16 protein-coding genes and 1 pseudogene are annotated in these 19,782 nt (G+C 73.3%); 6 read left to right on the top strand and 11 right to left on the bottom strand.

Annotated elements, in window-relative coordinates; translation table 11 throughout:
• Positions 1 to 76: 76 nt before the first annotated feature.
• A complete protein-coding gene (locus AB0F03_RS22250) occupies positions 77 to 253 on the bottom strand; it encodes a hypothetical protein (RefSeq protein ID WP_163010864.1) in 177 nt (58 codons plus the stop codon).
• A 148-nt stretch (positions 254 to 401) separates the two neighbouring features.
• Positions 402 to 1,172, bottom strand: a complete 771-nt coding sequence (locus AB0F03_RS22245; protein WP_361994617.1) for a DUF4097 family beta strand repeat-containing protein — start codon at positions 1,170 to 1,172, stop codon at positions 402 to 404.
• Positions 1,173 to 1,496: 324 nt separating this feature from the next.
• On the opposite strand from AB0F03_RS22245, the gene AB0F03_RS22240 reads away from it, so the two are divergent.
• Positions 1,497 to 2,315 (top strand): class I SAM-dependent methyltransferase, encoded by an 819-nt coding sequence (locus tag AB0F03_RS22240; protein WP_361994614.1) that lies wholly within the window; start codon positions 1,497 to 1,499, stop codon positions 2,313 to 2,315.
• Positions 2,316 to 2,535: 220 nt separating this feature from the next.
• Here AB0F03_RS22240 and AB0F03_RS22235 read toward each other — a convergent pair whose 3' ends face one another.
• A complete protein-coding gene (locus AB0F03_RS22235; RefSeq protein ID WP_361994611.1) occupies positions 2,536 to 3,549 on the bottom strand; it encodes a LysR family transcriptional regulator in 1,014 nt (337 codons plus the stop codon).
• A 181-nt stretch (positions 3,550 to 3,730) separates the two neighbouring features.
• Here AB0F03_RS22235 and snpA point away from each other — a divergent pair, with 181 nt between their 5' ends.
• Entirely contained in the window at positions 3,731 to 4,417 is a 687-nt protein-coding gene (snpA, locus tag AB0F03_RS22230) for a snapalysin (RefSeq protein ID WP_361994608.1), read from the top strand.
• A 241-nt stretch (positions 4,418 to 4,658) separates the two neighbouring features.
• Here snpA and AB0F03_RS22225 read toward each other — a convergent pair whose 3' ends face one another.
• Entirely contained in the window at positions 4,659 to 5,087 is a 429-nt protein-coding gene (locus AB0F03_RS22225) for a hypothetical protein (RefSeq protein WP_361994605.1), read from the bottom strand.
• A gap of 434 nt (positions 5,088 to 5,521) precedes the next feature.
• On the opposite strand from AB0F03_RS22225, the gene AB0F03_RS22220 reads away from it, so the two are divergent.
• The gene (locus tag AB0F03_RS22220; protein WP_361994603.1) at positions 5,522 to 6,262 is read left to right on the top strand and encodes a class I SAM-dependent methyltransferase; all 741 of its coding nucleotides are present in this window, start codon (positions 5,522 to 5,524) and stop codon (positions 6,260 to 6,262) included.
• 70 nt (positions 6,263 to 6,332) lie between these two features.
• On the opposite strand, the gene AB0F03_RS22215 is transcribed toward AB0F03_RS22220, so the two are convergent.
• Together AB0F03_RS22215 and AB0F03_RS22210 are read right to left on the bottom strand one after the other, a co-directional pair.
• On the bottom strand, positions 6,333 to 6,950 hold the full coding sequence (locus AB0F03_RS22215) for a hypothetical protein (RefSeq protein WP_361994600.1): 618 nt from the start codon (positions 6,948 to 6,950) through the stop codon (positions 6,333 to 6,335).
• A 585-nt stretch (positions 6,951 to 7,535) separates the two neighbouring features.
• A complete protein-coding gene (locus tag AB0F03_RS22210; protein WP_361994597.1) occupies positions 7,536 to 10,325 on the bottom strand; it encodes a SpoIIE family protein phosphatase in 2,790 nt (929 codons plus the stop codon).
• A gap of 286 nt (positions 10,326 to 10,611) precedes the next feature.
• Here AB0F03_RS22210 and AB0F03_RS22205 point away from each other — a divergent pair, with 286 nt between their 5' ends.
• Positions 10,612 to 11,733: a PP2C family protein-serine/threonine phosphatase gene (locus AB0F03_RS22205; protein ID WP_361994594.1), complete on the top strand. Its 1,122-nt coding sequence runs from the start codon at positions 10,612 to 10,614 to the stop codon at positions 11,731 to 11,733.
• Between the two features lie 146 nt (positions 11,734 to 11,879).
• Positions 11,880 to 13,397, top strand: coding sequence for an MFS transporter (locus tag AB0F03_RS22200; protein WP_361994591.1), 1,518 nt, complete (start codon positions 11,880 to 11,882; stop codon positions 13,395 to 13,397).
• A gap of 153 nt (positions 13,398 to 13,550) precedes the next feature.
• Here the strand turns inward: AB0F03_RS22200 and htpG are convergent, their stop codons facing one another.
• Positions 13,551 to 15,461: a molecular chaperone HtpG gene (gene htpG / locus AB0F03_RS22195; protein ID WP_361994588.1), complete on the bottom strand. Its 1,911-nt coding sequence runs from the start codon at positions 15,459 to 15,461 to the stop codon at positions 13,551 to 13,553.
• Between the two features lie 211 nt (positions 15,462 to 15,672).
• Between htpG and AB0F03_RS22190 the strand changes: the two are divergent.
• Positions 15,673 to 16,148: pseudogene (locus tag AB0F03_RS22190) on the top strand (SRPBCC family protein).
• Between the two features lie 203 nt (positions 16,149 to 16,351).
• Here the strand turns inward: AB0F03_RS22190 and AB0F03_RS22185 are convergent.
• The 4 genes from AB0F03_RS22185 to AB0F03_RS22170 form a co-directional block, all read right to left on the bottom strand.
• Complete coding sequence (locus tag AB0F03_RS22185; protein ID WP_361994585.1) at positions 16,352 to 16,729, bottom strand: ACT domain-containing protein; 378 nt, start codon at positions 16,727 to 16,729, stop codon at positions 16,352 to 16,354.
• Between the two features lie 42 nt (positions 16,730 to 16,771).
• Complete coding sequence (locus tag AB0F03_RS22180; RefSeq protein WP_361994582.1) at positions 16,772 to 17,185, bottom strand: hypothetical protein; 414 nt, start codon at positions 17,183 to 17,185, stop codon at positions 16,772 to 16,774.
• Positions 17,186 to 17,253: 68 nt separating this feature from the next.
• Positions 17,254 to 18,885: a phosphodiester glycosidase family protein gene (locus tag AB0F03_RS22175; RefSeq protein ID WP_361994579.1), complete on the bottom strand. Its 1,632-nt coding sequence runs from the start codon at positions 18,883 to 18,885 to the stop codon at positions 17,254 to 17,256.
• Between the two features lie 183 nt (positions 18,886 to 19,068).
• Positions 19,069 to 19,578 (bottom strand): SRPBCC family protein, encoded by a 510-nt coding sequence (locus AB0F03_RS22170; protein WP_361994576.1) that lies wholly within the window; start codon positions 19,576 to 19,578, stop codon positions 19,069 to 19,071.
• Positions 19,579 to 19,782 lie beyond the last annotated feature (204 nt).

Genomic DNA, 19,782 nt, shown 5'->3' with positions numbered 1-19,782 from the left:
CGCTGAGCGCCGGTGGACCGGCCCGGGCACCCCGGTAGCGGACACGGCCGGGGTGCCGGACGCCTTCTCGTGCCGCTCAGTGTCTGCGGCCCCGGGCCGTCCAGCCGCTGCCCACCCCCGCGAGGTGCAGGGCGAGCACGGTCAGCCCGAGGAGCATGATGTTCGTCGAGGTGAAGGTGTCGTTGGTCGAGATGTCAGCCGCGTTGATCAGGAAAGCGATGAAGAACAGGACCGCCGAGACGATGGCCAACATGATGCTGATCCCTTCGATGCCGGATGGTGACGCACTCAGTGCACTGCGGATGCCCCTGACGGGACCGGCCACACCCTGACGGCCGGTGGGGGCGGGGGACGTCGTTCGTCCGCCGCCCCGGCGGGGGGACGGGGTGTGCGAGGGCGGTTCAGTCGCGGCGCGCGTCGACGTCGCCGTTGACCGTGGTCAGCTTCATCGCGGGCTCGTGGCCGGCGTTCCGGGTGGGAACGTCCACGGTGGTACGGCCGTTGGCCGTGGTGGCGGTGACCCGGTAGGCGGGGCTGTCGTGCGGAACGGTCACGCCGACCGAGCCGTTGGTGGTCGTCGCCGTGACGGCCGTCGGCGCGGAGCCGCAGGAGAGGGTCACGTCCCCGTTGGTGGTCGCGGCCGTCAGCCGGCGTGCGTCGAGGGCGACGGCGCGCACCGAGCCGTTGCGGGTGGCCAGCCGCGACACGGCCCCGCTCCGGCCGGAACGGGTCACCGTGACATCGCCGTTGACCGTCGTCAGGTCCAGGCCGGCGGCGACTCCCGCGGCGTCGATGCCGGCGTTGCGGGCGGTCACCGTGACGCTGACACCGTGGGGGACGCGCACCTCGGGCATGCGGGGGCAGGGCGTGTCGTCCGGGCTCCGGTCCGCGCAGGACAGGTCGAGGACCCAGGTGCCGTCGTGGTGGGACCAGTGACGGTCGGCGTGGCCGACGTGGTCGTCCACGGTGACCCGGTGGCCGTCGGCCGGACGTAGCCTCAGTCCGTTCTCGCTGGTGATGACAAGGGTGTCGCCCAGCGCGCCGGGCGCCGGTCCTGCCTCCGCCGTCCCACCGCCGGTCGCCCGGTGTTCGCCGCCGCAGGAGACGGCCAGGGGCAGCAGCGCCAGGGCGACGGTCAGGCGGGGCAGGCGTCTTGTCGTGGTCACCTTCATGTGCCTTCGGGTGCCCCGGGGTGGACCCGCCATGACCGTGCGGTGCCCGGCCCCTCTTCCTGGTCCCCGTTCTTCCGGTCGTGTACCTCGGTCGTCGTGGCCCGGGCGCCCTGGGCCGGACGGGCACCGGCCGGTGGCACCGCCGGACCCGCCGGGCCGAGCCGGCGGCTCCCACCACCCGGCCGCCGGCTCGGCCGTACGGATGGGACTCGTGTGCCGAGGGCCGCGATCCCGGGGAACCCCGGATGTGCGCGCCCATGGTGGGACCATGTCCCCTTCTCAGCACCCAGGTACGTCACGGCCACCGGGGCGGGAGGTTGCCTCATGATGAGCGCGCCACCGCCCCCGGGAGGGGACGCCGGTGACGGCCGCTACGGCGAGGATCTCTTCGCACCGGAACGCCCCGGGGAGGCCGCGCGGATCGACGCCGCCGCGCTCGTCTACGACCCGGTGACCACGCGCCGCCTGCGTGCCCTGGGCGCCGGGCCGGGCAGCCGCTGCCTCGACGTGGGTGCCGGCACGGGGACCGTGGCGCGCTGGCTGCTGGAGGAGGCGCGGGTCGACGAGGTGGTCGCCCTGGACCGGGACACCGGCCAACTCGACGTCGCCGCGAACCCCCGGCTGCGGGTGGTCACCGGCGATCTCACCGACGAGAGCCTGCGGCTCGGCGGCTTCGACCTCATCCACGCCAGGTTCGTCCTGATGCACCTGCCCCAGCGCCGCGGGCTCGTCACGCGGCTCGTGCGATGGCTCGCTCCCGGGGGCCGGCTGCTGCTGGGCGACGCCCTGGAGGTGCCGAACGCGCTGGACACGTCCTCCGCCTACCGGCGCACCATGGACGCCCTGTGGCTGGCGCTGCGGTCGACGATCGGCACCGACACCTCCGCCGTCCCGGCGTACCCGCACTTCCTCAGGGAGGAGGGCCTCCAGCACGTCGCCGCGGAACTCTTCGTCCCTCCGCTGGTCGCGGGCGGTCCCCTGGCCCGGTTCTGGTCCGAGACGTGGAGCCGGATGCGTCCCGCCCTGGAGGAGACCGGCCTGGTGGACGCCGCGGTCATCGACGAAGCGCTCGCCTACCTGGCCTCGCCCCGGCTGGCCGAGCTGGGCCCCGGCATGGTCATGGCCTGGGGGCAGCGGCCCTGACACGGTCATGGCCTGGGGGCGGCGGCACGGCCGTCGGCCTCCGTGCCGGGTCACCCGGGATCAGCGCCTTGGCCCGCGGCGCGGTCCGCTCACCGGCGGGCGCGTCGAAACGGGGCTGCCCGGACCCGGCGGCCCGCGCGGCCCGGTACCGCTCGGCGTCCGGCAGGCCCGCGCGACCGGGCACTGAGCGGCACGCACTGAGCGGCACCGGGCCGTGCCCTCACGGCGTGCGCGGACGGGCCGCCACCGGCAGCCGCGCCGGCACGGCCGGCCCGTGCGGGTTCCGGCCGGCGTCCGGGCCGGGCGGGTGCGCGCGGTGCAACCACTTCCGGTAGGCCGGCGCCTCGAGGGCCGCCGCCCAGTAGGCCGTCTCCAACTCCGGGTAGACATCGTCAAGTTCGTCCTCCGTACGGGCCGCCAGGAGGAGCCGTACCCCTATCGGGTCGCCCGCCAGGGGGCGGATCGCCAGATCGGTGCGGGGAGGGGCGGTCGGCTGGCTGACCGTGACCACCTCGCCGATCGCGGCCAGCGAGTAGGCGGTGAGGTAGTCACCGTGCAGGATCTCGGAATCGAGGCCCGCGGCCCGCAGCACCCGGCACAGGGCGTCCCACTCGCCGTCGACCGTGGAGTCGATCATCCAGCGGTCGCCGGACAGGTCGGCCAGGCTCACCTCCGTCCGCACCGCCGCGCGATGGTCCGCGGCGAGCGTGACGAACTGCGGTTCGCGTTCGACGAGCACGCGCAGGCACAGGCTGGACGGAACACGCAGCGGACTGCCCTCGACCTCGTGCACGAACGCCATGTCGAGGCGGCCGGCGGCGACCATGCCGAGCAGGGCATTGGCGGACACGTTCATCTCCAGCGCCGGCTCCACGCGCGGAACCCGTGCGCGCAGCAGGCGCAGCCAGCCCGGGATGGCCCGGCTCGCCGTGGCCCCGATGCGCAGCTGGAATCCCCCGGCGGCACGGGCGGCGGCGGTCCTGGTCTCCGTGACGAGTGCCGCGAACTCCGCCACCAGCGGCCTGGCCCGGCTCAGCACGGCCAGCCCCAGCGGGGTCGGCCGGCAGCCGGTCCGGGCCCGCACGAAGAGCTGCGCACCGAGAGCCCGTTCGATGCGCGCCAGCTGTGTGCTCAACGACGGTTGCGCCAGGCCGAGTTGCCGTGCCGCTTTGTGCAGACTGCCGGTGTCGGCGATGGCGCAGAGGACGCGCAGATGCCTCACCTCTAGCTCCATGGGGGGAGCGTAAGGGGGCGTGCGGCCCCGCACCAGATGTTCAAGTTCCAACGAAAGTGGACGAGTCGGCCGCCGATAGCCTCGCGCAATCCCCGATTGCCATCATCCGCCGTCCCGTTGGCCTGCCCGAGACTCACTGGCAACCGATCGTTCAACCCCACAGGACGAGTAGGAGCCCCCCATGACGTCGTTCCGCACCAGCACCGGGCCGAAGAACAGACGACTGCTGGCCCTCGCGCTCGGTGTCGGTCTGGCCTCCGCCGCGCTCGGCACCGCGAGCCCGGCGAGCGCCCAGAACACCGCCACGACACCGGCCCACTCCGCCACCGCCGGCTACGTCGGCTCGGGCGAGAAGACCGGCAACAAGGCGTTCTTCGACGCCGTACTGAAGTCGGTCGCCAAGAGGCAGGCCGCCCACCCCTCCCTCCAGTCGGTGACCGTCTACTACAACACCGCCCAGGCGCCGAGCTTCCGCTCCCAGATATCGAGCGCCGCCTCCATCTGGAACAGCTCCGTGTCCAACGTCAAGCTCCAGGCGACGACGGGCAGCGCCGACTTCACCTACTACGAGGGCAACGACTCGCGCGGGTCGTACGCCTCCACCGACGGCCACGGCAGCGGTTACATCTTCCTGGACTACACGCAGAACCGGCAGTACGACTCGATCCGGGTCACCGCTCACGAGACCGGCCATGTGCTGGGCCTGCCGGACCACTACAGCGGCCCGTGCAGCGAGCTGATGTCGGGCGGCGGCCCCGGCACCTCCTGCACCAACCGGTACCCGAACAGCACCGAGCGCGCCCGCGTCAACCAGCTGTGGGCCAACGGCCTCACCAAGGCCCTCGCGCAGGTGGCGAAGACCGGCTGACCCGGTGCACGAGCGGGCCGGTCTCCCCCACGGGCCGGCCCGTCACGGCGGTGCGGACCGCGGCGCCGATCCGCGGTCCGCACCGCCCCCGTGCACGACGGCAGGGGCCCGGCCTTCGTTCGATGAAGGCCGGGCCCCTGCGTCGAGAAGTGTCCGACGTGACCGGCAGGCCCCGCGGCCCGGCCTCACGTCCACGGCACGGCATTGCGCGTGGCATCCGCCCGCGTGTGCCTGCCATGCGTCAGAAACGACCCTGGGTGAGGCGCGTGAGCGGTCCGTGCGTGTGACGCTCGGCTCGGCGGCCCATCGCGTACGACGCCACGGTCATCGCGGTCAGGCCCGCGCTGACGCCGGCGGCGACCAGCTTGCGGTGGGCGACCACCGTCCAGGCCGTCTTGGCGGTGGCCGCGACCTGGCCCGACGCCGTGACCAGCGCCTGACGCCCGGTCTCGACGCCCCGGGCCGCCGTACGGACGGCGCCGCTCGTCACCTCCGCCGTCCGCTCGGTGCCGGCCTTCACGGCCGACGTCGCGCCGTCGGAGGCCGCCACGGCCTTCTTCGCCGCGTGACCGGCCGGCGCCGTCGCCTTGTCCGCCGTCCGCCGGGCCTTCGCGGCGGTCCGCTGCTCCTGGTCGGACTTTCTGCTCGTTCCGCTGCTCGATTCAGTCATGGGCTTCGCGTTGCCCGCCGCAGCACCGGCAAACGTGCCGGTGCGCACCCAGGAGCCGGGCGGGCGAAGGGAGATGGCGGGAAGGGCGGCCGCGGCCCGCGCGAACCGTCCGTCAGACCCCGTCGTCCGGCGGCAGGCTGGGCACGTCGGCACGGAAGAGGCTGAGCAGCAGCCCGTACGCCCGGCCACGCCCGGGGTCCCCCGGACGCGCCCCGGCGGTCATCGCGCCCGGCCTTTACGCCCCCCGCGCCCTGGCCCTCCCCCTGCCCGCGTCGGCAGGGGGCGTCTGACCTGCCGTCAACCGGCCGGGCGCTGCGGGCACCGTCGGAGGAATCCCGCCGCGCCACGGACGCTCGCCCGGTGCCGTGTGTCAGGCTGCCGCCGAGTGCCCCACTCAGCGGTCCGGGCCCGGCACAGCGCAGGAGGAAATGATCATGATGGCCGACGAAGACGCTCTCGGCTGGGACACCTCCGCCGCGGCCGACGCCTACCGCCGCCGCGACATGCGGCTGGCCGAGCGGCTGATCTTCCCCGCCGTGCTGCAACGCCTCGGCGGCGGGTCGGGCCCCGGCCGACTGGCCCTGGACGTCGGGTGCGGCACCGGCGCGGTCGCGGCGCGACTCGCCGGCACCGGGGAGTGGACGGTCCAGGCCGTCGACCCGTCGGCGGGCATGCTGGACATCGCCCGGGCCGACCGGCCCCACCCTCGTGTCTCCTACCGGCAGTTCGACGGCCGCACCCTGCGCTGGCTCGCCGACGACAGCGTCGATGCCGCCGTGTGCTGCCTGGTGTACTGCACCGACCCCGACGACGACCGGCTGGCCGGCCTCACCGCCGAGATCCACCGCGTCCTGCGCCCCGGCGCACCGTACGTCCTCGCCGACCTCAACCCGGCGGCGACCGGCGTGGCCTTCTCCATGCTGCGGCACGGCGAGCCGGACGCCGTGTACGGCGACCGCGACACCGTGGCCACGCTGCTGCGCCTGCGCGACGGCACCACGATGACGACCACCACTCACTACCGCTCCCTCGACCGCTACCGGACCCTGCTCGCCGACGCCGGTTTCCCCTCCCCCGCCGTGGACCTGCCCACGCTCCCCGCCGACGGCCCCCCGGACGAGGCTCCGGCGGAGACCCGGATCGCGCCGTACATGATCCTGACGACCCACGCCTGACCCGGCACGGGCCGGCGGGAGGCGGGTGCGAACGACAAGGAGGCCCGGACGCTTCTCGCCTCCGCCGCCGTCACTCGCCTCTGTCGTGCGGTTCCGGGCCTGGGCCGGGCGGGTCGGCGGGCCGGGGCGGGTAGTGGGTGGTGTCGTCGTCCGGCGGTGTGCCGTGACGGGGTTCGCGTGCCTTGCCGAACGCCGGATACGTGAGGGTGTCCCCCCTCCCCCACCCGAGCAGCACGGCCGCGAGGACGAACAGCAGGGTCAGGGCGGCGAAGGCCAGACCCAGCCACAGGCCCACACCGGTGCCGATGGTGGCACCCGTGAACGATGCCGCCAGCCGGCTGTACAGCTCGGCCAGGTCGGACACGTCCGCCGCCTTCAGGATGTAGACAGCCAGGAGGACGGACGACGGGACGAGTGCCGCTTCCAGGTACCGTCTGCCGGCCGTCACCGCGGCCATGACCAGCAGGGCGACCGTGGCGAACACCATGGCGACGATCAGCGCCGGTCCCGCGGTCGGGAGGTCCACCCCGAAGGCGTTCTCGCCGGCGCCCCCGCTGGTGGTCAGCCAGGGCAGGAAGAGCATGCCGAGACTCAGCAGCGCGCAGACCGCGGCAGCGGCCAGAGGCCAGTCACGTGACGTCTTCCATCGCGGGGCGAAACGGGAGCGGCGAGCCGAAGTCGTCGTCATTGCGTCCTCCTGGGGGTTCCACGACACCCGGGGGTCCGAACCCGGTCCCGGACGCGCCAAGGGCAGTGACCCGGTGGCTCCCACCCTCTCCCGCGTCCGGGGCAGCCGCACGTCGTACCGCTCTCCCGGTCCGCCGGTGTCCGTGCGCCGTGTGCGGGTGCAGGCCCCGACGTGCCGGGGTGGTCGTTGCGCCGGTGACGGGGGGGCCACCGTGGGCGGGGTGATTCTCGTTCCGGGCTGGTGGTGGGTGCGGGGTGTGGGGGCCGGTGGGCCGGGGGTGCGGGGGCCGGTGGGCCGGGGAGCGGGGGCCAGGTCTCCGCGTGGGTGTCTTCTCCGCGGCGTTCCTGCTCGCCGAGGCGGGCTCATGGCCGGGGGCCGCGGTGGTTCTCGTGGTGCTCAGCCTGTTCTACTGCATCCGGGTGACGCGCCGGATGCACAGGCTGCGGCCCGGGGCCGCACAGCTGAGCGGGGTCGAGGACGCGGGCCGAGCCGCGGGGGGCTCCTCAGAGCGGCGGGCCGTCGGGGAACGCCGCGGTACGCGGCGCCGCCCGCGTGGGGTGCCGTACGGGCGCACGCCCGCCGGTGTCAGAGGTCGAGGACGTCGAACATCGCCGAGGCGTCCGGTGCGGCGGTGCGGTCCAGTTTCTGTTCGGCCCAGATGACCTTTCCGCGCGCCGCGTAGCGGGTGCCCCAGATGTCCGCGAACTGGGAGACGAGGAAGAGGCCGCGGCCGCCCTCGTCGGTGGTGGCCGCGTGCCGCAGCCGGGGTGAGGTGTTGCTGCCGTCCGACACCTCACAGACCAGGGTCCGGCCCAGCAGCAGCCTGACGCAGATGGGCGGGGCGCCGTAGCGGATCGCGTTGGTGAGGAGCTCGCTGAGGATCAGTTCCGTGGTGAACGCCGACTCCTCCAGATGCCATTCGGCGAGTTTCCGGCTCACCTCGTTGCGTACCCGGGGCACCGCCGTGACGTCGAACGGGACTTCCCAGCTAGCGGCGCACGAAGGATCGAGGCGCCGGGTCCGGGCGACCAGCAGCGCCACGTCGTCGACAGGGTGTTCGGGCAGCATCGTCTCCACCAGGGCGCGGCAGGTCTCCTCCGGTGCGGGGTCGGCGCGGGCGATGGTCACGGAGAGCGTCTCCAGGCCCTCGTCGATGTCCCGTCCGCGGTCCTCGACCAGACCGTCGGTGAACAGGACGAGCCGGCTGCCCTCGGGCAGGTCCAGCTCGCCGGCCTCGAAGGGGTGTCCGCCGACGCCCAGCGGCGGTGACAGGGGCAGGTCGGGGAAGGTCACCCGGCCCTGGGGATCGGCGACGGCGGGTGCGAGGTGGCCGGCGCGGGAGAAGGTGCAGCGCCCGCCGACCGGGTCGTAGATGGCGTAGAGGCAGGTGGCGCCGGTGAGGGGTTCGCGGTCGTCGTCGGCGGTCGCGGTCTGCGAGTCCAGCCGGGTCACCATCTCGTCCAGGTGGCCGAGCAGTTCGTCTGGTGCCAGGTCCAGGGAGGAGAAGTTCAGCACGGCGGTGCGCAGCCGTCCCATGGTCACCGCGGCCTGTAGTCCGTGGCCCACGATGTCACCGACGACGAGCGCCACCCGGAAGCCGGGCAGCGGGATGACGTCGAACCAGTCGCCGCCCACGCCGGACTGTGCCGGCAGATAGCGTGAGGCGATCTCCAGCGCGTCCTGGTCCGGCAGGCCCAGCGGCAGCAGGTTGCGCTGGAGGGTCATGGCCATGGCGTGTTCGCGGGAGTACCGGCGTGCGTTGTCGATGGCGACGGCGGCGCGGGCCACCAGTTCCTCGGTCACGGCGACGTCCTCCTCGTCGAACGGGGGGGCGTCCGCACCGCGCCAGAAGTTGACCATGCCGAGGACCACTCCGCGCGCCCGGAGCGGCACGGTGATCAGTGAGTGGATGCCGTGCTCCAGCGCCCGCCGTGCTCCCTCGGGGTCCTGCGCGCGCCAGTCCCGGGCGGCGGCCAGGTCCGGCACGAGGACCGCTCTGCCCCGGCGCAGCGCCGCCACCATCGGGGTGTCGGCCATCACGAACCGGATCACGTCGCCGACCGGCTGGAGGGGGTGTCCGGGCTGTGAGGCGCGCAGGGCGGTGCGGCGCATCTCGTGCACCGCGCTCGAGGGCTCCTCGCCGCGCAGCACGGAGTCGAGGATCTCCACGGTGACGATGTCGGCCAGGCGCGGGACGGCCACCTCGGTCAGTTCCTCGGCCGTGCGCCGTACGTCGAGTGTGGTGCCGATCCGCATGCCCGCCTCGTACAGGAACGACAGCCGGCCCCGCGCCAGCTCGGCCTGCCCGGTGAGGGCCCTGAGGTCGGTGGTGTCACGGAAGGTGGCGACGAGCCCCTGACCGCCGCCGTAGGGGGCGGTGGGCCGGATGTTGACCGCCAGCAGCCGGTCCCCGGCCGGGATGATCTCGTCGGACACGGCCTCACCCGCCTCCAGCAGCCGGGTCAGGGCCGGTCCCAGGCCCAGTTCCCGCACGTGCCGCTGGTCGGCGTCGTCGGGGAGGTCCAGCAGACGGCTCGCCTCGTCGTTGGCGAGCAGTATCCGCCCGTCGCCGCCGACGATCAGTACGCCCTCGCGCACCGCGTGCAGCACGGCGTCGTGGTGCTCGTACATCTGGGTCATCTCGGCCGGGCCGAGCCCGTGGGTCTGCCGCAGCAGCCGGCGGCTGATCAGGGCGGCGCCGCTGGTGGCCAGCACGAGCGCCCCCGCCGCCGCGCCGAGCAGCGTGGGCAGCTGCTGGTTCAGGACGTCGCCCACGTTGGCGTACTCGATGCCGGCGGTGATCATGCCGACCACGCGTCTGCTCGCGTCCATCACCGGTACGACCGCGCGCACGGCGTCGGTCGGCCGGCCGTGGAACGTCTCGGTGAACGTCTCCCCCTCGGCGGCCCGGCCGACGCCCTGGGCCTTGGTGCCGATCAGCGCGGGGTCGGGATCAGTGAGCCGGACCCCGTGTGCGTTCAGGACGGTGACGAAGTCGACGCCGGAACCCTTCCGGGCCTGTTCCGCCGCCGCCTGCAAGCGGGCCGTGGGATCCGGTGACCGGAGCGCCAGTGCCGTGCCGGGCGCGTGTGCGAACGACTCCGCGGCGGCCAGGGACCGGTCCCTGGCGTTGCGTTCGGCGTCGTACCGGCCCTGTACGACCAGGGCGGAGGCGGCCACCGCCACCAGGACCAGCATGATCAGCGCCTGGAGCAGGAAGACCTGCGCGGCGAGGGTCCGGACGCTCAGCGAAGAGGACAGGCGGCGTCCGCGTGGCGGCCAGGGCTGCCTTCTCCTGCGGGACGGATCGGATGACCACCGGCTGCCGGGCGGCGGCGCCGCTCTCGCCCATGGCCGGCGGGAACGTCCGCTCATCTCCCTGTTCTAACACCCCCTCTCCGTGATCGGCGACCGGTGCGCCGGCCGAGGGGCCGGGCATGCCGGCGTGCGGCGCGGCCGCGAGCCCCGTGCCGATGCCCGCGCGGAGGGCCCGCGAAACATGCCGTGAGGTGGAGCAATCACCGGTGTGCCGTGGCCCGGCGCACCAGGGTGGGACTCTTGTCGAGTTCCTGTGACAGGAGTCCGTGTGCGAGGAGCACGTATCCCGAGACCTGGACATACCGGTCGGGTGTCGGAGGACGGCACCGGTACACGGGCGGGGGTGCCGGCCCCGCCGGCGTGGCTGCGGTGGCTTCCGGCCCTGTACGTCGCGGTCGTCCTGCTGCTGGAGCCCCTGACCCCGGTGGACTGGCCGGTGAGTTTCCTGCTGGTCGGTGTGTCTGTGGTGGCCGCTTTCGCCTACGGTCCCGTGGTCGTCGGCGTCGTCACCGTGTTCGCCGTCGCCCTGGAAGGCGTCCTGGCCGGTACCCCGTGCTGTGCCGGCCGGCCCGTCGGCTACCTCTGGGACCGTCACTACGTGGCCGACTACGTCTGCACCGGCCTGGTGGGCGTCCTCGGCACGATCCTGGCCGCGCACCGCATCCGCCGTGAACGCACGCTGGCCGACGTTCGGTCCGTGGCCGAGATCGCCCAGCGCGTCCTGCTCCGACCGGTTCCGCAGCGGATCGACGGTCTCGTGCTGGAGAGTCTCTACCTGTCCGCCGCCGCGGAGGCCCGCATCGGCGGTGATCTGTACGAGGCGGTCCGCACCCGGTACGGAGTCCGGCTGCTCATCGGTGACGTGCGCGGCAAGGGGCTGCTCGCGGTCGAGACCGCCGCGGCCCTGCTGGGCGCGTTCCGCGAGGCGGCGCACGACGAACCCGCCCTTCCCGCCCTGGCCGACCGGGTGGAGACGAGCATGGACCGCAGGGCGGCGCAGCTGGGCGGCGGTGAGGCGGGCGAACGGTTCGTCACCGCCGTCTTCGCCGAGATCCCCGCCGACTCCCCCGTGGTCCGCGTCGTCAACTGCGGCCATCCGCCGCCGGTGCTCATCCGTTCCGGCACCGTGGAGGAGCTGGACCGGGGCCGGTCGGCGCCGCCGCTGAACCTCGGCGTGCTGGTCGGGGAGCCGTACCACGTCGACGCGTACGCCCTGCGGCCCGGCGACCAGCTGCTGCTGTACACGGACGGCATCACGGAGACACGGGACGCGGCCGGGGCGTTCTATCCCCTGCTGCCGCGCCTGCGCTCCTGGGCCGCCCTGCCGCCACGGGACCTCCTGGAACGGCTCCACCAGGACCTGCTGGTCCACAGCGGCAACCGGCTCCGGGACGACATCGCGGCACTCGCCGTCCGCGTCCCCGCCGAGGAGCCGTCCCAGGGGCCCCGGCCCCCGGCCCGGTGACCACCGCCCCCGGCCGGCCGGTGGGTCGTCGCGGTCGACTCCCGCGCGTGTCCGCCGCCGTCGAGTCGTGTGAGGGTGCCGCCGGTTAGGCGGCGGGTGGACGGGAACCTGGTTCGCCGGGGTGTCGAGCCGGTAGGAGGAGTCCGGTGACAGCGTCGACGTCAGCGGCAGGCGGTCGCGGCCCGGACGCTCAGGAGAGCGGGTACGAGCCGGATCCGCAGCGGTGGCGTGCCCTGTGGGTCACTCTGGTGGCCGGTTTCATGAGCCTGCTCGACGTGACGATCGTGGCGGTCGCCCTGCCCACCATCCAGCGCGATCTGCACGCCTCGCCCGCGCAGGTGCAGTGGGTGGTGTCCGGGTACGCCCTGACCTTCGCCCTCGCCCTCGTCACCGCCGGCCGCCTCGGCGACGCGCTGGACCGGCGCCGTATCTTCCTGCTGGCCCTCGGCGGCTTCGTCCTCTTCAGCGCGGGCTGCGGAGCCGCTCCCGACATCACGCTGCTCGTGGCCGCCCGCCTCGCCCAGGGTCTGGCCGCCGGGTTCATGGCCCCCCAGAACTCCGCGCTCATCCAGCAGATGTTCCGCGGCGCCGAACGCGGCCGGGCCTTCGGTTTCTTCGGCGCCACCGTCGGCATATCCTCCGCCGCCGGTCCGATAACCGGGGGCACCATCCTCGCCCTCGCCTCCGGTGAGCAGGGCTGGCGGTGGATCTTCTACGTCAACGTCCCCATCGGCATCCTCGCCGTCCTCCTCGGCCGCCGCCTGCTGCCCCGCACCCGCCGCTCGGGACGGGGACACCTGGACGTGCCCGGCATCCTGCTCCTCGGTCTGGGTGTCCTCGCGCTGATGTACCCGCTGGTCCAGGCGGACTCCGGCGGCATCCACCGCCTGTGGTGGCTGTTCCCCGTGGGCGCCGCGGTCCTCGTCGGCTTCGCCCGGTGGCAGCATCGTCTCGTCGCCCGGGGCACCCAGCCGCTGCTCGACCCGCGCCTGTTCAGCACCGTGCGCGGCTACGCGGTGGGCGCCGGCATCGGCACCCTGTACTTCGTCGGCTTCAGCGGCGTCTGGCTGGTCTTCGCCCTGTTCTACCAGCGGGGCCTCGGCTTCTCCCCGCTCCAGTCCGGCCTCGCCGTCACCCCCTTCGCCATCGGCTCGGCCAGCGCCGCCGTGGTCGCCGGCCGGCTGGTGGAGCGGTTCGGCCGCCTGCTCACCGTGTGCGGCCTCACGGGTGTGATCGCCGGCTTCGGCGGCACCGCGCTGCTGCTGCGTCTCGCGCCCCTGCACAGCGCGCCGTGGATCGCCGCCCCGGTCCTCTTCCTCGGCGGCATCGGCAGCGGCTTCGTGGTCTCCCCCAACATCACCATGACCCTGCGGGACGTACCCGTGCGCATGGCGGGCGCGGCGGGCGGCGCCCTCCAGACCGGGCAGCGGCTGGGCGCCGCGCTGGGGACCGCCGCTCTGCCCGGCCTGTTCTACCTGGTGCTCGGCGGCAGCGGCGACTACCGCGGCGCCGTCGTCACCGCGCTGTGCTGCGCCCTCGCCGGCATGCTGGCCGCCCTGGCGCTCGCGCTGTTCGACCGGCAGCGCGACCGGCACGCGGACCGACCGCACCGGAAAGGTCCGGACGAGACCGCCGACGACCCGCTGCACGCCCGGCACACCTGACCGGCGTGCCACCTGGCCGCCGCCCCACCTGACCCGCGCTTCACCGGACCCCGCCGCCCGACCCGCGGAAACCCCGGCCCGGCGCGGACCCGGGCGTCGGCCGTCCGCGCCTCCCGGCCGGAGGAACAGGCCGCCGACGCCCGGCGCGCCGGATTACAGCGCGCGTTCCAGACGGTCCGCCATCAGCTTGACGAAGCGGGCCGGTTCCTTCGGCTGGCCTCCCTCGGCGAGGACCGCGAGGCCGTGCAGCAGCTCGGCGGTCTCGGCCAGTTCCGCACGGTCCTCGCGCTCCTTGTAGGCCTGGTTCAGGCCCTTGACCAGCTGGTGGTCGGGGTTGAGCTCCAGGATGCGCTTGGCGCGGGGCACCTCCTGGCCCATCGCGCGGTACATGTTCTCCAGGGCCGGGGTCAGGTCGTGCGCGTCGGAGACCACGCAGGCCGGGGACACGGTCAGCCGGGAGGACAGGCGCACCTCCTTGATGTCCTCGTCCAGCTGCTCCTTCATCCAGCCGAGCAGCCCGGCGTACTCCTCGCTCTGCTTCTCCCGCTCACCGTCGGCGGTGTCGTCGTCCTCGGCGTCGAGGTCGATGCGGCCCTTGGCGACGGAGCGCAGCTTCTTGCCCTCGTACTCGCCGACGGCGTCGGCCCACACCTCGTCGACGGCGTCGGTGAGCAGCAGCACCTCGATGCCGCGTTCCCGGAACGCCTCCATGTGCGGGGAGTTCTCGATGCTCTGCCGGGACTCGCCGGTCAGGTAGTAGATGTCGTCCTGGCCGTCCCGCATCCGCTCCACGTACTGCTTGAGGGTGGTCGGCTCGGTGTCGTCGTGCGTGCTCGCGAACGACGCGACGGCGAGGAGGGCGTCGCGGTTCTCCGCGTCGGTGACCAGGCCCTCCTTCAGCGCCGTACCGAACTCCCGCCAGAACGTGGCGTACCGGTCCCGGTCCTTGGCCATCATGTCCTTGACCGTGGACAGGACCTTCTTGGTCAGCCGCCGCCGCATCATCTCGATGTGGCGGTCCTGCTGGAGGATCTCGCGGGACACGTTCAGCGACAGGTCCGCCGCGTCCACGACGCCCTTGACGAAGCGCAGGTACGGCGGCAGCAGCGCCTCGCAGTCGTCCATGATGAACACGCGCTTGACGTACAGCTGCACGCCCCGCTTGGCGTCGCGCGTGAACAGGTCGTGGGGGGCGTGCGCGGGCAGGAACAGCAGCGCCTGGTACTCGAAGGTGCCCTCGGCCTGGAGCCGGATCGTCTCCAGCGGGTCGCGCCAGTCGTGGGCGATGTGCTTGTACAGCTCGTGGTACTCGTCCTCGGACACCTCCTCGCGCGAGCGGGCCCACAGGGCCTTCATGCTGTTGAGCGTCTCGGGTCCGGGTGTCTCACCGCTCGCGTCGGCCGTGGCGGGCGCCTCGGGCACCATCCGGATCGGCCAGGTGATGAAGTCCGAGTAGCGCTGGATGATCTCCTTGATCTTCCACGGGGAGGTGTAGTCGTGGAGCTGGTTCTCCGGGTCGGCCGGCTTGAGGTGGAGCGTGACCGAGGTGCCCTGCGGCGCGTCGTCGACCGCCTCCAGGGTGTACGTGCCCTCGCCGCGTGACGTCCAGCGGGTGCCCCGGCCCTCGCCGGCGCGCCGGGTCACCAGGGTGACCTCGTCCGCCACCATGAAGCCGGAGTAGAACCCGACGCCGAACTGGCCGATGAGCCCCTCGGTGCCGCCCCCGTCCTGCGCCTCCCGCAGTTCCTTCAGGAACTCGGCGGTGCCCGAGTTGGCGATCGTGCCGATGAGCTGCCCGACCTCCTCGTACGACATCCCGATGCCGTTGTCCCGCACGGTGAGGGTGCGGGCGTCCTTGTCGACGTCGATCTCGATGTGCGGGTCGGACACGTCGGCGTCCAGGGAGTCGTCCCTGAGTTTCTCCAGACGCAGCTTGTCCAGTGCGTCGGAGGCGTTGGAGACGAGTTCGCGCAGGAAGACGTCTTTGTTCGAGTAGACCGAGTGGATCATCAGCTGGAGCAGCTGACGGGCCTCTACCTGGAACTCGAATGTCTCGGTCGGCATGTTCGCGTGTACCTCACAGGTCCTGTTGCCGGAACTGGTGCCAGACACTGTAAAACACCACGTCACGGCGGTGGCCGGAATACGGGGCGGTGGCTGGATCCGTATCGCTCATGACCGGCGCGTCCCCGGGTACCCGACCGGCCCCGGCCCGGGTCCGCTGCGCGGGCCGACGGGCCGTCCGGCAGTCGAGCCAGACCACGGAGGCGCACAGATGAGCACGGTCAAGGAAGTGGTGGAAGTCGACGTCCCCGTCCACACCGCCTACAACCAGTGGACGCAGTTCGAGGAGTTCCCGAACTTCATGGAAGGCGTCGAGGAGGTCACCCAGCTGGACGCCAGCACAATCACTGGACCACGAAGGTCGCCGGAGTACGCCGGGAGTTCGACACCGAGATCGTCGACCAGCTGGCCGACGAGCGCATCACCTGGCGCACCACCACCGGCGACACCCGGCAGAAGGGCACGGTCCGCTTCGAGCGCCTCGACGACTCCCACACCAAGGTCGAGCTGGTGATGGAGGTCGAGCCCAGTGGAGCCGCGGAGAAGGTCGCGGACATGGTCGGCACGATCGACCGGCGGGTCAAGGGCGACATGCGGCGGTTCAAGCAGTACATCGAGGAGCGCGGCACGGAATCCGGCGCCTGGCGCGGTCGCGTCCGCCCCGGCGACCCCGGCCCCGCCCTCTGACCACCCCACCCGGGACAGGCGCCGTCGGTGTGGCCCCACCCCGGGTCAGGGGCCCCCGTCGGCGCCTACCCGCGTCCACGCCGCGTCGCCGGAGATCCCGGCCGGGCTGCGAACGCCGGGCTCGGCAGCAGGCTCCCCCGCCCTCGGCGGCATCCGCCGGCGGATCCGGTCCGGGACCGTGGGCTGGAGGTCGCTCGGGGGTGTCAGGTCGCCGGGACGACCTCGTGGCCCGCAGACCGCAGGACGTCGGCCGCGTCGTCGTACCTGTCGGTGGGGACGAGGACGAGGTCGGAGTGGTAGGTGGAGGTCACGAACACCGGGATCCCCGCCGAGCCCAGCGGCCCGACCACGGCGGCCAGCATGCCCGGCAGGTCGAGGCCGTGGGGGTCGTCGCCGTACAGGCCGGCCCAGTGTTCCTCTTCGCCGGAGGCGTCGGCAGTGACCTCCCGGAGAACGGTCAGACCCTCGGGAGCGCGTACGACCGCGTACCAGTCGTCATCGGCGAGCCGCGCTCCACCGGAGACGTGCTCGATCCGGAATCGGGCGGGCAGTGTCAGGAGTTTCCGGCGGGGAGGAGTCATGCGGCGAGCGTAGCCGTGCCGTTGCTCCCGCCGGCGAGCCGTTCAGCTCGGCTCCCACCGCTTCGGGGGAGGCGGCGGGCCCTCCAGCGCGCCGCGGAGCTTGTCCTTGATGCTCTTCGGCGGAGCTTCCTTCTCCTGCGTCGTGTGCATGAGGCGGGCCGTGGTCACCCGTATGTGACATTCGCGGTGCCGCTGCCGGAGGAGCACCACCCAGGCGCCGTCCTGGGTGAGGAGGGCGTGTCGCGCCGGTTCGTCCCCCGGCCGGGCATGGCGTGCCAGCGTGTCCGGCAGGTGGTGCAGGGCCGCGTCCTCGGCCGCCTCGACCGCCCGCGCCTCGTCGCCCTCGACGGGGTGAACGCCCGTCAGCATCCACCGGTGCAGCTTGAGCGACGTGCCGTCGACACGCTCCGTCACTCTCGTGTCCTCCTCGATGAGGACGTACCACTCAGCAGTCATGCCCGATGCCTGTCTGTCTTGGCGTTCACCTCTGCGCATCCTGCCATGTTGATCATCCGCGGCGGACGTCAGTGCCGGGCGGGCAGGACCTGGACGGTGTCTCCGACGGCGCGCTCGCCGGTGGCGTCGGACGGCTGGTTGACCAGCGTGCCGTTCACGGCCATCGCGGTGGAGCCGCCGCCGTCGAGGTTCATCGCCTGTACGGCACCGAGCGACTTCATGAACACGGCGGCTTCGTGGAGGGTGAACCCCTCGCTGCCGTTCGTCAGCCGCCCGTCGGCCGTCACGAGGAGCAGCCGGCCTCGCCTGTCGATGCCCGCCAGGGTGCGGGGCTGACGCACGTCGGCCCACGCGTAACCGAACGACGTGTCCGCGGGGTCGACGACTCCCTCGGCGGCGGCGTCGATGTCGACGCGGCCGTTGCGCACCAGCGTCGGGGCCGCGCTGACGAGGGAGTCGCCGCCGTGGAGCGTGATCCGCCCGCCCCGGGTGTCGCGCACGGTCTCGTCCACCCTGATCCGGTCGTACGGCCCGGCGTGCGCCGTCAGCCAGCCGGCCGCCCGGCCGATGCCCTGGAGCACGCGTCCGTCCGCGGGTACCCGTCCGCCGCGCGGGCCGGCGGAGACGACCCGGCCGGACGCGTCCAGCACGACCTGGGCGCCGGCACCGGTGGGCAGGGCGGCCCGGAAGGCCGGGGTGAACGCGACCATGTCGTCGGCCAGCCGGCACGTGACGTCCTGCCGCGGCAGCTCGGTGGGCGTGCCGCCGGGCCGGCCGCAGTCCCGAACCGTGCCGGGCAGCCGGTCGATGCCCTGGATCCGGTAGGCGGCGTCGGCCGATCGGGCGGTGACGGTACTGGTCAGGTCGGCGATCCGGAGGTCGTGGCCGCCGTCCGCGAGGAGCAGCGCGGAGCGGGATCCGACCGCCATCGACTCCAGTTCGCCGTCGTAGGCGCCGATCCCGGACATGGTGCCCGGTACCCCGTCGGCCGGTGACAGGACGAAGAATCCGCCGTTGACGGCGACCAGGGAGCGCAGTTCGCGCGCCACCGCCGAGGTGGTCGCGCGCCGCGTCACATCGCCGTCATGGGTGGCCTCGACCGATCCGTCGAAGGTCTCCGGGTCGATCACCGCGACGTGGATGTTCTCCAGGTCGGCCGGTTCCTGCGCGTCGTACCCGGTCCAGGACAGGGTCGGGTGGAACCCCGCCGCGGTGACGGCCGACGCCGTGGCCCGGGCCTCGTCCCGGGTGGTGAAGCGGCCGACGCGGACCCGGTACCCCATCAGGCCGTGCGGGGTGTCGGCGTAGCGGGGCCACCGCACGCTCTCCACGCGTGGCCGCAGGCCCGCCCCGGTGAGCCGGCGCGCCGTGTCGTGCGCCCAGGTACGGGTGGCGACCTCGGCCCAGGTCACCGGCGCGTCCGGGTCGTCGGGGGCCGGCCGGGTGCCGCGGGGGGCCTGGACGGTCACGGTCCAGGAGTGCGTGATGCCGGGGTGGCGGATGACACCGGTGCGGACCGTGACACCGGGAGCGGGGGTCCGGGTCGTCCACCGCTCGGCCGGGGCGGTGTGCGCGGCGCCGGCCTCCGCGGGGCCGGGCAGGGACGCGGACAGCGTCATGGCGAGCACGGCGGTCGTGGCGAGCCGCGCGCGGACACGAGCGGAGCGCCGTGCGGCGTCCTGGGTACGGGAGTGACGCATGCCCGTCCACCTCACCTCTGGTTCGGGGGCGGCCGGCCCGGCGGGCCGTCCGGCCGCCCGGCACGCGGCCGGAAACGGTGGTCCACTCCACCGGTCGTGCGTGACGGCCACCGCCCCGTGAGCCGACGTCGGCGCGACGGGCGGGTGAACTCGACGGCTCCCGCCCCGACGTGAGCGCGGCACTCAGACCCGGTGGGCCGCCTCCAAGTCCCGTTTGAGGTTGCCCAGGGTCCTGTCGATGTTGCCCGTCTGGAAGTCGGCGAACGTCTTCCCCCCGGTGGCGATCCGGTCGAAGAGCTGGGCGACGGGAGCGGGCCACGCGCGCCGGTCGTCCGTCCAGGTCTCCGTCACCCGGCAGCCGGTGCCCTCCGGCGCGAAGGTGTACTCCCAGGTGGCGATGGGACCCCGCAGTCGGGGGCGCCTGACCCCGATCGCGTGGACGCGGAAGGCGAAGCGGCGGCCGGGATCGGCCGCTGTCACCGTGCACCGGGTGACCCAGCGGAACGTCCCCCGCTTGTTGCGTCCCTCGAACGTCGTTCCCACGATGGCCCGTTCGCCCGGCACGCCGCCCACCGTGCCCTGGTTCTCCGGGCTCCACCGGCCCATGTCAGCGGGGCGGCACACCGCCTCGTAGACCGTCTCCGGCGGGACGTCGATGAAGATACTGCGGGACACGGTGAATACGCGGGTCACGGCGACGTCCTCCCGGGGACACATTCGGTACTTGCGGGTGGCGATCGTGTCATGTCAGGGGCGGACCGTGGTGTCCGGTGCCCGGGGAAAAGGGGTCGTGGTGCCGGCCTCCGCGGAACCGGGTCGCGGGCGCGGCCGGATCCTTTCGGTCGGACCGGCGTTCGCGAACATTCCCGGGACGTACGGCATCTCACCCGGGGAAGG

Origin of the sequence: Streptomyces sp. NPDC028722, from assembly GCF_040637655.1 — a bacterium.
In the GTDB taxonomy this organism is placed as follows: domain Bacteria; phylum Actinomycetota; class Actinomycetes; order Streptomycetales; family Streptomycetaceae; genus Streptomyces.
This window is presented reverse-complemented; position numbering and strand designations above follow the sequence as displayed.

Coding starts and splice junctions, on each gene's coding strand:
- AB0F03_RS22210 (WP_361994597.1), bottom strand. CDS start 10,325: ATGAGCGGACGTTCCCGCCGGCCATGGGCGAGAGCGGCGCCGCCGCCC.
- snpA (WP_361994608.1), top strand. CDS start 3,731: ATGACGTCGTTCCGCACCAGCACCGGGCCGAAGAACAGACGACTGCTG.
- AB0F03_RS22240 (WP_361994614.1), top strand. CDS start 1,497: ATGATGAGCGCGCCACCGCCCCCGGGAGGGGACGCCGGTGACGGCCGC.
- AB0F03_RS22175 (WP_361994579.1), bottom strand. CDS start 18,885: ATGCGTCACTCCCGTACCCAGGACGCCGCACGGCGCTCCGCTCGTGTC.
- AB0F03_RS22245 (WP_361994617.1), bottom strand. CDS start 1,172: ATGAAGGTGACCACGACAAGACGCCTGCCCCGCCTGACCGTCGCCCTG.
- AB0F03_RS22185 (WP_361994585.1), bottom strand. CDS start 16,729: ATGACTCCTCCCCGCCGGAAACTCCTGACACTGCCCGCCCGATTCCGG.
- AB0F03_RS22180 (WP_361994582.1), bottom strand. CDS start 17,185: ATGACTGCTGAGTGGTACGTCCTCATCGAGGAGGACACGAGAGTGACG.
- htpG (WP_361994588.1), bottom strand. CDS start 15,461: ATGCCGACCGAGACATTCGAGTTCCAGGTAGAGGCCCGTCAGCTGCTC.
- AB0F03_RS22250 (WP_163010864.1), bottom strand. CDS start 253: ATGTTGGCCATCGTCTCGGCGGTCCTGTTCTTCATCGCTTTCCTGATC.
- AB0F03_RS22215 (WP_361994600.1), bottom strand. CDS start 6,950: ATGACGACGACTTCGGCTCGCCGCTCCCGTTTCGCCCCGCGATGGAAG.
- AB0F03_RS22225 (WP_361994605.1), bottom strand. CDS start 5,087: ATGACTGAATCGAGCAGCGGAACGAGCAGAAAGTCCGACCAGGAGCAG.
- AB0F03_RS22220 (WP_361994603.1), top strand. CDS start 5,522: ATGATGGCCGACGAAGACGCTCTCGGCTGGGACACCTCCGCCGCGGCC.
- AB0F03_RS22235 (WP_361994611.1), bottom strand. CDS start 3,549: ATGGAGCTAGAGGTGAGGCATCTGCGCGTCCTCTGCGCCATCGCCGAC.